The following is a 12509-nucleotide window of genomic DNA, read 5'->3' on the forward strand; positions in this document are numbered from 1 at the left end:
CCCGGGGACTCCTTTCCGCCGTACGGGCGGGACTCCGGTCGTCGAAGCCCGCCCGCACGCTGGTTTGGGCTACTTGGCGGCGGCCTTCTTCGCGTTGCTCACCGCGTCGGTCCAGCCCTGCGCGGGGCTGCGCTGGCCCAGCTCCACGGTCCGTACGGCGTTCTCCACCTCGGTCCGTACGGCCTGGTTCTTCGGGCCCATGTAGACCGGCTTCAGGCTCTTCGCGCCGGTGCCGAAGATCGCGCCGACGGGTGCCCCCGAGAAGTAAGCGTTCGTCGCGCCGGTGATCGCCGGGTCGTCCAGCGCCTGCGGCGAGGAGGGCAGTGGGCCCTTGGCCTTGAACGCCCCGATCTGCCCCTTGGCGCTGGTCAGGAACTTGGCCAGCGCGATCGCCTCGGCCTGGTGCTTGCTCTGCTTCGGCACGGCAAGGTGCGACCCACCCCAGTTGCCGCCGTTGCCGGGCACCCGGGCGATGTCCCACTTGCCCTGGGCGGCCGTGCCGGCGTTGGCCTCGATGACACCCGTCATCCAGGCCGGGCAGGCGATGGTGGCGAACTTCGACTGCTTGAAGGCGGAGACCCACTCCTCCGACCAGGAGCCGTACTTTCCGGAGAGGCCCGAGTCGATGATGTCCATCGTGGTGTCCCACGCCTGCCGTACCGATGGGTTGCTGTCGACGACCAGGTTGCCGCTGGTGTCGTAGTAGCTGTAGCCGGTCGTGTTTCCAGCGGTCTGTAGCAGGATCGTGTTGAAGGTGTTGGTCGCCGCGTCGAGGAAGGACGCGCCGGTCTTCGCCGCGGTGAACCGCTCGCCGGTGGCGATGTAGTCCGGCCAGGTCGGCCAGAGCTTGGAGACCTCGTCCCGCTCGGTGGGCAGGCCAGCCTTGGAGAAGAGGTCCTTGCGGTAGCAGATGGCGATGCCGCCGACGTCGGTGCCGAGGCCGATGAGCTGCTTGCCGTCGGCGGTCAGGCCGGCGTTCCACTTCCATTCCAGGAAGTTGCCCTTGAGATCGGCGGCGCCGTGGTCCAGCAGGTTGACGAAGTTCGCCGGGTTGGCCTTGTACTCGACAAGCAGCCCCTCCTCGATGGCCACCACGTCGCCGGCGCCCCGGCCGGCGGCGAGCCACTGGGTCAGCTTCGGCGAGTACTCGTCGAGGTTGGTGCCGGTCCCTCGCTCGACGATCTTCACGTCGGGGTTCGCGGCCATGTACTCCTGGTAGAGCTGCTCGTAGCCGAACTGGCCGAAGACGTCGACGGTCAGGGTGACCGGTCCGTCGCCGCCCTCGTCGTCGCCGCCGCAGCCGGCGGTGACGAGCAGGGCGGTGGCGGCGACGAAGGCCATCGCGGCGAGGCGGCGGCGCGGGAAGACAGCCATGGATTTCGACCTCTCTCAAAGGTGGACGGGGTCAAGAGAGCGCTCTCACGACAGCGTGGTGGGTGGCTCAGCTACTGTCAAGAGAGCGCTCTCTCCCGCCACCTCTACCCGGACGCGGACGAGGGCGTCACCCCGGTTGGGGTGGCGCCCTCGTGGTCGGTGAATCAGTCAGCCGGTGCGCAGACCGTTCAACAGGGTGCGGTCGCCAGCGATGTCCAGCGTCTCGAAGCTCACCCGGCCCCAGAGGGCCAGCAGCAGATCGCTTGCGGTGCCGCTGACCTGGGCGCGGGCATGGTGGTCGTCGTGGTCGAAGATGGTCGCGGTGTCGAGCAGCGCCACCCCCTCGCCGCGCAGCCGCAGATACCACTCCTGAGCCGCATCGGTCGCGGACAGCTGCACCACCCCGTGCCAGTCACCCGGCACCTGCCGCCGGCCCGCGGGCAGCCAGGTGTCCAGCACCTCGCTCACCCCGTCGGCCGCGAGCTTCGCCTCCACCGGGTCACCAGCCCCGATGGCGAGCTGGGCGTCCCAACGGTGCACAGCCGTCTCGTGCGCCATCCGACGCGGCCAGAAACCAGCCTTCTTCGGCTGCGGGGCCCAGTTCCACGCCGGTGCCTCCGGGTCGAGCCCGTCGAAGAGGGCCATCAGCCGGTCGTACCCCTGCTGCCACAGCTGAAGCGGGCTCACGCCCGGGTCCGCCGCGACCTCCTCCCGGCGGGGTGGCTGGGTGGTCAGGCCGGAGCCGGCGAACGACGAAACCCAGTGGTAGATGCCGGCCAGGTGCAGGGTGAGGTCGTTGACCGTCCAGCCCGGACAGGACAGCACCGGTGTCTCCGGCGGCGCCTCGGCCACCGCCGCCGCGAAAGCCGGACCCTCCGTCCGGAGCGCCCCGATCCAGAAATCCTTGCTGCCCTGCAGTCTGCTCATCGCCATCCTCCCGGGGGTGCCGGGCGACCAGTGGGTGCCACGGCTATTTGTCAGCCTAAGGTGAAGGGCGTGCCAGACGCCTCCGCCCAGCCGACAACCGACGCCGATCGTGCCATCCCCGGTCCACTCGCCGGCTACACCACTCTACGAATGGGTGGGCCAGCCGAGCGGATCGTGGCCGCCGACAGCGCCGACGAGATCGTCCGGGCGGTCCAGGCCGCCGAAGAGCCGGTCCTGATCCTGGCCGGGGGTAGCAATGTGGTGATCGGCGATCTGGGCTTCCCTGGAACCGTCGTCCTGGTGCGCTCTCGTGGCCTGCGGGTCGTCGCCGAGGACGCCGGGTCGGTCACCGTACGGGTCGACGCCGGTGAGCCGTGGGACGACCTGGTCGCCGCCACCGTCGCCAACGGCTGGGCCGGGTTGGAGTGCCTCTCTGGCATCCCCGGCTCCACCGGGGCCACCCCGATCCAGAACGTCGGCGCGTACGGCCAGGAGGTCGCCGAGACGATCACCGGCGTCGAGGTGTACGACCGGGTCGAGGGTGTCCGCCAGGTCATCCCCGCCGCCGACTGCGGGTTCGCCTACCGGGGCAGCATCTTCAAGTACGTGGACCGCTGGGTGGTGCTCTCGGTCGACTTCCGGCTCACTCGGTCCCCGCTCTCCGGGCCGGTGCGTTACGCGGAGCTGGCCCGAGCCCTCGGTGTCGAGGTGGGCGACCAGGTGCCGCTGGCGGACGCCCGAGCTGTGGTGCTGCGACTGCGTGCCGGCAAGGGCATGGTGCTCGACGCCGCCGACCCGGACACTCGCTCGGTCGGCTCCTTCTTCACCAACCCGGTGCTCGACCGTGCGACGTACGAACTGCTCCTGGAGCGCTCCGCCGAGCTGGGCGACCCGCCCGCCTGGCCCGGGGCGGACGGCCTGGTCAAGGTGAGCGCGGCCTGGCTGATCGACAAGGCCGGCTTCAGCAAGGGCCACCCCGGCGAGGGTGGAGTGGCGATCTCCAGCAAGCACACCCTGGCCCTGACCAACCGCAGCGGCACCGCCCGCACCGCCGACCTGCTCACCCTGGCCGGCACCATCCGCGACCAGGTCCACGCCCGCTTCGGCGTAACCCTCCACCCCGAACCGGTCCTAATCAACTGCACCCTCTGATCCCGCCCTAACTCTCCACCCCGCCCACCCGCCCCGCGATCTTGCACTTTCTGCGGGGTGCGGGTGCGGGGTTAGGGGAGGGGCCAGGGGAGGGTTAACTCGCCTTGGCGCCAGCGGGTGGGGTTGTCGCGGATGGGCCAGCCTGTCTCGCGCAGGCGGGTCACCGCTCGCAGCCAGCGTTGGCGGGGGCCGAAGGTGGCGTACGGGGCGGCGGCCTGCCAGGCGTCGTCCAGTGCGCGGATCAGGTCGTGCACCGGCTCACCGGGGACGTTGCGGTGAATCAGCGCCTTGGGCAGTCGCTCGGCCAGCTCGGCGGGGCTGCCCAGCGTGGTGAGCTTCGCGGCCAGGGTCAGCGTCCGGGGTCCGTCGGCGTCGATCAGCAGCCAGCTGGCGAGCCGCCCCAACTCGTCACACGTGCCCTCGACGAGCAGTCCACCGGGGGCGAGCGCGGCGGTCATCGTCCGCCAGGCGTCGGGCACCTCGCTCTCGTCGTACTGTCGCAGCACGTTGAACGCGCGGACCAGCACCGGCCGGAGCCCGGCCAACTCGAACCCACCCCGGGCGAACGTCAGGCCGGGTGGGTCGGCGGCCGGTGCCGCGGCAGCCACCCGGGCCGGGTCGATCTCCAACCCGACCAGCCGTACGTCCCGACGTACCCCGGCCGCCAGCCGAGCGCGCAGCTCGACCGCGGTCACCGGGGTCGCGCCGTAACCGAGGTCGACCACCAGGGGGTCGTTCGCCGCCAACAGCCGGTCGGCACAGGTGGCGACGATCCAGTTGTCCACCCGGCGGAGTCGGTTCGGGTTCGTGGTGCCGCGCGTGACCACGCCGAACGGCCGGCGCCGTGCCGCGCTGCTCATGCGACCCTCACTGTCCCCTCTGTTCGCGACTGCGGGGCTCGCAAACCCGGCTCACTCCTCGCGCTTCACTGTGCTGCTTTGTTCGCGACTGCGGGGCTCGCAAACCCGGCTCACGCACCTTGTGCTGGGCGGCCTGCGCTCGTGGCCGGACCACCAGCCGGTCGATGTTGACGTGCTCCGGGCGGGTGGCGCACCAGGCGATGCAGTCGGCGACGTCCTCGGCGACCAGGGGCCCCGGCACCCCGGCGTAGACGGCGGCCGCCCGTTCCGCGTCGCCCTCGAAGCGGACCAGGCCGAACTCGTCGGTCTTCACCATGCCCGGGTCGATCTCGATGACCCGCAACGGTCGGCCACACAGCTCCAAACGGAGCGTGCCGGCGATGGCGGTCTGGGCGTGCTTCGCGGCGGTGTAGCCGCCCCCGCCCTCGTAGACGGTCAGGCCGGCGGTGGAGGAGACCACCACGATGGTGCCGGAGCCGGACGCCTCCAGCGCCGGCAGCAGCGCCTGGGTGACCCGCAGGGTGCCGAGTACGTTCACGTCGTACATCCACTGCCAGTCGGCGATCGAGCCGGACTCGACCGGGTCCAGCCCGCGCGCTCCGCCCGCGTTGTTGACCAGCAGGGTGACCGGCCCGGGTGCCGCAGCGGCGGCCTCGGCCAGCCCGGCCACCGACTCGTCCGAGGTGATGTCGCAGGTCACCGCGGTGGCCTGCCCGCCAGCGGCGGTGATCTCGGCGACCAGCTCGGTGAGCCGTTCGGCACGGCGGGCGGCGACGAGCACGTGGAAGCCCTCGGCGGCGAGCCGGCGGGCGGTGGCCGCGCCGATTCCGCTGGACGCTCCGGTGACGATGGCGACTGAGGTCATTGCGACATTGTCACCCAGGCGTGCGGCAGCCATTGGCGGGCGTTCGGTGATGAGGTCCGTCACCCCGAGGGGCCGCGCCGGGGAATTTCCGAAGCCCGATGGGGAAGATGACATCCGGCGTACAGGTTGAGCGAGAAGCGCCGGTCGTGCGAGACGGCATTAACCGTGAAAAAGGAGCGGATGTGGCGGAAATGCACACCGGTGTCGGGCGTCAGCGAGGTGCCCAACCGTGGCCCCGGCCTCGCCGTATCGCCACCCTGTCGGTACACACCTCCCCCCTGCACCAGCCCGGCACGGGCGATGCCGGCGGAATGAACGTCTACATCCTCGAAGTCGCCCGGCGGCTCGCCGAGGCCAACGTGGAGGTGGAGATCTTCACCCGGGCCACCTCCGGTGACCTCCCCCCGGTGGTCGAGATGGCGCCCGGCGTGCAGGTCCGACACATCACCTCCGGACCCCTGGAAGGTCTCACCAAGGAAGAGCTGCCCGGCCAGCTCTGCGCCTTCACCGCGGGGGTGCTGCGCGCCGAGGCGTCCCGCCCGCCCGGGCACTACGACCTGATCCACTCCCACTACTGGCTCTCCGGCCAGGTCGGCTGGCTGGCCAAGGAGCGGTGGGGCGTGCCGCTTGTGCACACCGCGCACACCCTGGCGAAGGTCAAGAACGCCCAGCTTGCGGCCGGTGACCGGCCAGAGCCCAAGGCCCGGGTGATCGGCGAGGAGCAGGTCGTCGCCGAGGCGGACCGGCTGGTCGCCAACACCCGGTTCGAGGCCAGCGACCTGCTCGACCGGTACGACGCCGACCCGACCCGGGTGTCCGTCGTGCAACCCGGCGTCGACCTGGCCCGCTTCCGGCCCGCGCCGGGCGACCGGTCCGCGGCCGCCCGCCAGGCCCGCCGTCGGCTGGGGCTTCCAGTCGACGGGTACGTGGTTGCCTTCGTCGGTCGAATCCAGCCACTCAAGGCCCCCGACGTGCTGATCCGCGCGGTCGCCGCCCTGCGGGAGCGCGACCCGGCGCTGGCCGAACAGGTCACCGTGGTGATCTGTGGGGGGCCCAGCGGCAGCGGGCTGGACCGGCCGACAGCCCTGATCGAGCTGGCCGCCAAGCTTGGGGTCACCGACGGGGTGCGGTTCCTGCCACCGCTCACCGGGGACGATCTGCCCGACCTGTACCGGGCGGCAGACCTGGTCGCGGTGCCGTCGCACAACGAATCGTTCGGGCTGGTCGCCCTTGAGGCCCAGGCCTGCGGTACGCCGGTGCTGGCCGCCGCCGTCGGGGGTCTGGTCACCGCCGTGCGGGATCAGGTCAGCGGCGTACTGATCGACGGGCACGACCCGGTCGACTGGGCCCGTGCGCTGGGCCGCCTGCTGCCGAACCGGGCCTTCCGGACGGTGCTGGCCAGGGGTGCCGAGCAGCACGCACGGCACTTCTCCTGGGACCGTACGGTCGCCGGCCTGCTCGGCGTCTACGGCGAGGCGATCGCCGCGCACCGCGCTCGGCTCGCAGCCGACCTGGCCGGCGGCCCAGCCCTCTCCTGCTCCTGGTGACCGGGGGCGTCGCTCGCCAACCGGTGCGCAGGCCGGGTCGGTCGTAGAGTGGGTCCGGTGAGCCCGAAGAGCGATCTCGCGACCCTGATCGAGTCGGTCTGCGCCGAGCGGGACCTGGCCTGGGAGTCGACCGGCCCCGGCTCGTACGCGGTGACGCTGCCGGGCACCCACAAGCTCAAGACGGTCTGCAACCTGATCGTCGGGGAGCACGCGCTGCGGATCGAGGCGTTCGTGATGCGCCAGCCGGATGAGCGCCGCGAAGAGCTGTGGGCCTGGCTGTTGCAGCGCAACGCCCGGATGTACGGCGTCTCCTTCTCCACCGACACGGTCGGCGACGTGTACCTGACCGGGCGGGTCAACCCGGCCGGCGTGGACGCCGACGAGTTGGACCGACTGCTCGGCGCCGTACTCACCTACGCCGACGAGTCGTTCGACACGATGCTGGAGATCGGCTTTGGCAGTTCGATCCGTCGGGAGTACGAGTGGCGGGTCAAACGCGGCGAGTCGACCGCCAACCTGGCCGCGTTCGCCCACCTCTTCGAGCCCTCCGGCGCCACCCCCGACCCGGCCTGACGCCCCCCACGCTCCGCGCCGCCGCCCCCGCTGCGTCGCCCCGCCGCCGCGCCACGCGAGCCGACGGTGGTTCGGAGTGCTCCTGACGGGTATGCCGCACCGCGCGGTGCGGCAAAGGGACCCCCGCGCGCCGAGGACGGAGTGTCAAGGAGCGGAGCGTCCCATGGCTCAGCGGATCAGCTCAGGTCGCGGCGCGACTGCGACCAGGACGAAGCGACAGACTGGCAACCAGACGCCGGGTACTCCCGGAGTCTCCGAGTCGGAGATTTCCCGGATGCGGGTGGACGACATCCGCGGGCAGCTACGCAAACGCGGGGTCTCCGGGATCTCCGCACTGCGTAAGCCTGAACTGGTGAAACAGCTGGTGCGATCAATGCGGGCCGGCGCGGGTAGGAGTAGCACCGGCCCGACCGGCCGGGCCACTGGCACCCGGCCGTCGGCGGGTCGTGCCGCCGCCACCAAGAAGTCGGCGGCCAGGCCGGCGTCGAGCCGCGCGAAGGCTGCGCCGGCGAACAAGAGCGCGCCCGCGAAACGGGCCGCCGCGACGAAGGCCACCGCCGCCCGAAAGGCGACCGCGAAGGCCACCGCCGCCAAGAAGACGACCGCCGCCAAGAAGACGACCGCAGCGAAGAAGACGACGGCGGCACGCAAGACCACTGCCGCCCGTACGACCACGGCAGCGCGGAAGACAACGGCGGCGCGGAAGACCACGGCGGCCCGCAAGACCACGACGGCGCGTACGGCGCCCGTGCGGAAGGCACCCGCGAAGAAGGCACCGGCGCGGCCAGCGGCGAAGCGCGCGGCACCGGCCAAGACGGCACCGGCCAAGAGGGCGGCCGCCAAGCGTGCGGCACCGGCAAAGAGCGCGTCGGCAGCGGGTGGGATTCGGACTGGACGGGGCACCGGGCGGTCGGTCCGCAGCTCGCAGGTGATCGCGTCGATCATGGACCGGCCGGAGCGGCCGGGGCGGAGCCTGATTACGACGAACCACGAGGTGATCCAGCGCTGGGCCCGGGAACGCGGTGCGAAGCCGGCGACCATCGCCGGGACCGAGCGGGATGGCCGGGCGGGCGTGTTGACCTTCAACATTCCCGGATATCGGGAAAGCAGCCGGATCCGCGAGATCACCTGGGATGAGTGGTTTTACACGTTTGACCTGCGCCGGCTGAACTTGATTTATCAGGAACAGTTGCGGGACGGCCGGCAGAGCAGCTTCTTCCGGACCGAGTCACCCGATCGAGAAGACGGTTGAGGTGTTTACGGGAATGGTCGACGGGTACGCGGCTGTTGCCAACGAACGAGTCCGGAGCAGCGGATACTCGCCAGTTGTGACCGGCGAGACAGCCGTTCTGGGTTGAATCCAGAATCCGGGCGAACTAGCTTTATTGCACCGCGCCACGTTTGGAAACGTTCGGGGGAGCGGCGGATCGATCAGATCCGCGCACCAGACGAGGCGCGAGGGGACGGGTGGATTAACCGTTGGGGGACGGTTCCCACCTGTTTGGACCGGCGGCGTGAGCGGGCGATGCTTACGGGGGTGAGCGTTGCCCGCCGCCGCCGGCCCCTTGGCGGGCGCCCATCACGACCTTCGGGAAGTGGTGGGCGCTTTGCGTTGGTTATGCGGTCGGGACGCGGTCTGCGCGGGCAGCCCGATCGGTAGCCTGGCGCAGCGCGGCGACGTGCCGTTCCCGGGGTGGTCCGGCGAGCAGGTGCCCGAGCGCGGCCAGCAGCCCCAACCCCGCCACGATCAGCCAGTGCCGGTCGCCGAGGTGCTGAAGGCTCACCCCGCCGAGGGTGGGCGCCACGAAGGCCGCAGCCGGGAACGTCAGGTAGAAGACCGACTGGTAGCGCGCGCGTAGCTGTGGTGGCGCCAGGTCCGCGTTGATCTGCGCGTTCGGCGGGGCCGCGATCATCGAGCCGACCGTCCAGACCACTGCGGCACCCAGGTAGATGGCGAGTTCGTCGGCGATGGCGAGCACCCCGAAGCCGAGCGCGAGCAGCGCGGTGGAGGTGGCCAGTACGACGTGCTTGCGGTGTCGGTCGATGAGCCGGGGCACGAACAGTTGCCCGACCACGATCAGCGCGCCGCCGAGCGCCACCACCAGCCCGTACGCCGATGGGCCCAGGCCGTCCGCGCGCATGGCCAGCGGCATGATCGTCGAGGTCTGCATGGTGAGTACGGCGAGCACGAAGGTCAGCCCGACGAAGACCAGGAAGGTCCGGTCGGTGAGCGCGGTGCGCAGTCCCGGTCGGCGGGTCCGGACGGATTTCGGCCCCGGGAGGCCCGGAGGGTGCGGGATGCCCGGGAGGGTGGACGGCGCCGGAGCGGCAAGTCGCAGGGTCTCCGGCACCTTCCAGGCGATCACGGCGGCGGCGGTCAGGGTGGCACCGGCGTCGACCAGGAACAGTGCGGTGAAGCTCGCCTCGGCCAGGACCCCGGCGAGCAGCGAGGCGACCGCCATGCCCAGGTTGAACGCCCAGAACTGAAGGTTGAACGCGCGGGAGCGGCGCTCGGCGGGCACCACGTCGACGATCGCCGCCACGAACGCCGGGCCGGGCATCGAGTGGACCACGCCGGTCAGCGCGGCGAGCACCGCGATCAGGAGCAGGGGTCGACTGAAGGCGAGCGCCACCATCAGACCGACCGTGGCCAGGTGTGCGGCGAGCAGGGTCGCCCGCCGGCCCCACCGGTCGGCGAGCACCCCGCCGAGCAGTACGCCGGCCGCCCCACCAGCCCCGTACGCGCCGACCACGGTGCCGGCCAGACCTTCGCTCGCGCCGCGTACGTCGGTGAGGTAGAGCGAGAGGAACAGCATGGCGAACGCGCCGGCCCGGTTGATCAGCAGACCGGCCCAGAGGTACCAGAAGGTGGCGGGGAGGCCGCCTGCGGTGTCGTGCCACCAGCGCCGCAGGGCGTGCACCCGACCTCCCGACAGTTCAGGTTGTTAACTGTTTCTACGGCAGAGTAGGAGACTCCGCCACCGCCGCGCCAGCCATCAAGCCTCGGCGGGCTGCGGCGCCCGGGTGGCGGTGACCGGGGCCAGTGCCTCACCGGAGCGGCGCAGCGCGGTGGCCCGCCGCTCCCGGGCCGGCCCGGACACCAAATGGGCCACCGCGGTCAGGAAGCCGAGCGCGGCGCAGCCGTACCAGAGGGCGTCGTTGCCGACGTGTTCGCGGACCAGGCCGCCGAGGATCGGCGCGCTGGCCCCGGCGATCTGCCACGAGAGGGAGAACACGCCCTGATAGCGACCGCGCAGCTCGGCCGGGGACAGCTCGGCGATCAGCGTGGAGTTGGAGGGCGAGTTCAGCATCTCGCCGACCGTCCAGATCAGCACGGTCAGCCCGTAGAACCAGGCGGTGCCGGCGAACGCGGTCAGCCCGAACCCCACGCCCATCACCACGGATGCCAGCGCGAGCACGTGCGAGCGACTCCGACCCCGGATCAGTCGAGGTACGAAGAGTTGGCCGACCACGATGAGGATGCCGTTGAGCGCGATCACCGAGCCGTAGGTGGCCGGGCTCAGGCCGTCGTCGCCCATCGCGATCGGCAGCATCGAGATGTGCTGGAGGAACACCAGCGCGGCGAACAGGTTGAGCGCCACGAAGCCGAGGTAGACGCGGTCGCTGAGAATCGTGCGCAGGGCGCCGCGCGGGGCCTCCTGCGCCGTGCTGGGGACCACGGAGCCGGCCCGTCGGGTCTCCGGCACCTTGCTGAAGATGATCAGCGCGGTGATCAGCATGGTGGCGGCATCGACCACGAACAACAGCAGGTAGTCGGCCTGCGCGGCGAGGCCGGCGAGGACGGCGGCGCAGGCGAAGCCGAGGTTGATCGCCCAGTAGTTGAGCGAGAAGGCGCGCAGCCGGTCCTTCGCCGGCACCACGTCGATCATCATCGCCCCGAACGCGGGGCGGGCCGCCTCGGCGAACGCGCCGAGCAGCAGCGCGCCCAGCGCCACCGCCCAGAGATCCCGGGCCAGCCCGAGCGCGAGCATCATGGCCGCAGCGCCCACGTGGGCGGTCAGCAACGTCGGTCGGCGGCCCCACCGGTCCGCGAGGGTCCCGCCGACGGTCGTGCCGAACGCTCCGCCGACGCCCCAGAGGCCGATCACCAGGCCGGCCTGCGAGGCCGAGAAGCCACGTTCCTGGGTCAGGTAGATGGCGAGGAAGACGAGGACGAACGAGCCGAGCCGGTTGATCAGGGTGCCGGACCACAGGTACCAGAAGGTGATCGGTAGGCCGCCGGTGGTGTCCCGGAACCAACTCCGCATCGTCCGCATCTGGCGCCCCGCTTGCAAGTAATGACCGATCTGACTGGCGTGCCTTACAACCCTAGTGGTGGGCGGATCCGCTGGTCACCCGCTTTTTCACGTGGTGGTCGTCACGACGGGTGCCCGCGTGTCCGCCGGGCGGTTGAGGCAGGATGATCCGCATGACTGTGAGCGAAGGGCCCACCGTGGGGACGCTGGTCCTGCTGCGGCACGGTGAGAGCGACTGGAATGCCAAGAACCTCTTCACCGGCTGGGTGGATGTCGACCTGACCGAGAAGGGCGAGGGCGAGGCGCGCCGCGGCGGCGAGCTGCTGCGCGAGCACGGCCTGCTGCCGGACGTCGTGCACACCAGCGTGATGCGCCGGGCGATCCGGACTGCCGAGCTGGCGCTCAACGCCGCCGACCGGCACTGGATCGCCGTGCGCCGGTCGTGGCGGCTCAACGAGCGGCACTACGGCGCCCTGCAGGGCAAGAACAAGAAGCAGACCCTGGATGAGTACGGCGAGGAGCAGTTCATGCTCTGGCGCCGGTCGTACGACACGCCGCCGCCGCCGATCGACGACAACGACGAGTGGTCGCAGGTGGGTGACCCGCGCTACGCGCTGCTGCCGACCGAGCTGATGCCGCGTACCGAGTGCCTCAAGGACGTCGTCGACCGGATGCTGCCCTACTGGTACGACTCGATCGTGCCGGACATCCTGGCCGGCCGGACGGTGCTGGTGGCCGCGCACGGCAACTCGCTGCGCGCGCTCGTCAAGCACCTCGACCAGATCTCCGACGAGGCGATCGCCAAGCTGAACATCCCGACGGGCATCCCGCTGCGCTACGACCTCGACCCGCAGCTGCGCCCGCTCACGCTGGGCGGCACCTACCTCGACCCGACCGCCGCGAAGGCAGCCGCTGCCGCGGTGGCAAACCAGGGTCGCTGACTCGCGAAGAAGGG

At 71.0% G+C, this 12509-nt stretch carries 10 protein-coding genes and 1 pseudogene; 5 read left to right on the top strand and 6 right to left on the bottom strand.

What is annotated here, in order from left to right:
- Positions 1 to 69 precede the first annotated feature (69 nt).
- Positions 70 to 1374 carry an ABC transporter substrate-binding protein gene (locus IF46_RS0121435; protein WP_030490142.1) on the bottom strand — a complete coding sequence of 435 codons (1305 nt, stop codon included), beginning with the start codon at positions 1372 to 1374 and terminating at the stop codon, positions 70 to 72.
- Positions 1375 to 1542: 168 nt separating this feature from the next.
- Positions 1543 to 2301, bottom strand: coding sequence for a maleylpyruvate isomerase family mycothiol-dependent enzyme (locus tag IF46_RS0121440; RefSeq protein WP_030490143.1), 759 nt, complete (start codon positions 2299 to 2301; stop codon positions 1543 to 1545).
- Positions 2302 to 2415: 114 nt separating this feature from the next.
- Here IF46_RS0121440 and IF46_RS0121445 point away from each other — a divergent pair, with 114 nt between their 5' ends.
- Positions 2416 to 3453 carry a UDP-N-acetylmuramate dehydrogenase gene (locus tag IF46_RS0121445; protein WP_269639703.1) on the top strand — a complete coding sequence of 346 codons (1038 nt, stop codon included), beginning with the start codon at positions 2416 to 2418 and terminating at the stop codon, positions 3451 to 3453.
- A 71-nt stretch (positions 3454 to 3524) separates the two neighbouring features.
- Here the strand turns inward: IF46_RS0121445 and IF46_RS0121450 are convergent, their stop codons facing one another.
- Both IF46_RS0121450 and IF46_RS0121455 read right to left on the bottom strand, forming a co-directional pair.
- On the bottom strand, positions 3525 to 4313 hold the full coding sequence (locus IF46_RS0121450) for a hypothetical protein (RefSeq protein WP_030490145.1): 789 nt from the start codon (positions 4311 to 4313) through the stop codon (positions 3525 to 3527).
- A 103-nt stretch (positions 4314 to 4416) separates the two neighbouring features.
- Positions 4417 to 5178, bottom strand: a pseudogene (locus tag IF46_RS0121455) (SDR family oxidoreductase); the annotation flags it as partial.
- A 182-nt stretch (positions 5179 to 5360) separates the two neighbouring features.
- Between IF46_RS0121455 and mshA the strand changes: the two are divergent.
- The 3 genes from mshA to IF46_RS35650 all read left to right on the top strand — a co-directional run bounded on the left by mshA (position 5361) and on the right by IF46_RS35650 (position 8550).
- Complete coding sequence (mshA, locus tag IF46_RS0121460; RefSeq protein ID WP_030490147.1) at positions 5361 to 6725, top strand: D-inositol-3-phosphate glycosyltransferase; 1365 nt, start codon at positions 5361 to 5363, stop codon at positions 6723 to 6725.
- A gap of 57 nt (positions 6726 to 6782) precedes the next feature.
- Positions 6783 to 7298 (top strand): YbjN domain-containing protein, encoded by a 516-nt coding sequence (locus IF46_RS0121465; RefSeq protein WP_030490148.1) that lies wholly within the window; start codon positions 6783 to 6785, stop codon positions 7296 to 7298.
- Between the two features lie 373 nt (positions 7299 to 7671).
- A complete protein-coding gene (locus IF46_RS35650) occupies positions 7672 to 8550 on the top strand; it encodes a hypothetical protein (protein ID WP_420063584.1) in 879 nt (292 codons plus the stop codon).
- Between the two features lie 364 nt (positions 8551 to 8914).
- Here IF46_RS35650 and IF46_RS0121475 read toward each other — a convergent pair whose 3' ends face one another.
- Together IF46_RS0121475 and IF46_RS0121480 are read right to left on the bottom strand one after the other, a co-directional pair.
- Positions 8915 to 10219: an MFS transporter gene (locus IF46_RS0121475; RefSeq protein WP_030490150.1), complete on the bottom strand. Its 1305-nt coding sequence runs from the start codon at positions 10217 to 10219 to the stop codon at positions 8915 to 8917.
- Between the two features lie 75 nt (positions 10220 to 10294).
- The gene (locus IF46_RS0121480; RefSeq protein ID WP_030490151.1) at positions 10295 to 11575 is read right to left on the bottom strand and encodes an MDR family MFS transporter; all 1281 of its coding nucleotides are present in this window, start codon (positions 11573 to 11575) and stop codon (positions 10295 to 10297) included.
- A gap of 152 nt (positions 11576 to 11727) precedes the next feature.
- Between IF46_RS0121480 and IF46_RS0121485 the strand changes: the two genes are divergently transcribed.
- The gene (locus tag IF46_RS0121485; protein ID WP_030490152.1) at positions 11728 to 12495 is read left to right on the top strand and encodes a phosphoglyceromutase; all 768 of its coding nucleotides are present in this window, start codon (positions 11728 to 11730) and stop codon (positions 12493 to 12495) included.
- The last annotated feature ends 14 nt before the right edge of the window (positions 12496 to 12509 follow it).

Origin of the sequence: Micromonospora chokoriensis, assembly GCF_000718555.1 — a bacterium.
GTDB classification, from domain to species: Bacteria; Actinomycetota; Actinomycetes; order Mycobacteriales; family Micromonosporaceae; genus Micromonospora; species Micromonospora chokoriensis_B.

Bases quoted from the DNA above. Each gene is read 5' to 3' on its own strand.
- IF46_RS0121435 (WP_030490142.1), bottom strand. From the start codon at position 1,374: ATGGCTGTCTTCCCGCGCCGCCGCCTCGCCGCGATGGCCTTCGTCGCC.
- IF46_RS0121440 (WP_030490143.1), bottom strand. From the start codon at position 2,301: ATGAGCAGACTGCAGGGCAGCAAGGATTTCTGGATCGGGGCGCTCCGG.
- IF46_RS0121450 (WP_030490145.1), bottom strand. From the start codon at position 4,313: ATGAGCAGCGCGGCACGGCGCCGGCCGTTCGGCGTGGTCACGCGCGGC.
- IF46_RS35650 (WP_420063584.1), top strand. From the start codon at position 7,672: ATGCGGGCCGGCGCGGGTAGGAGTAGCACCGGCCCGACCGGCCGGGCC.
- IF46_RS0121480 (WP_030490151.1), bottom strand. From the start codon at position 11,575: ATGCGGACGATGCGGAGTTGGTTCCGGGACACCACCGGCGGCCTACCG.
- IF46_RS0121485 (WP_030490152.1), top strand. From the start codon at position 11,728: ATGACTGTGAGCGAAGGGCCCACCGTGGGGACGCTGGTCCTGCTGCGG.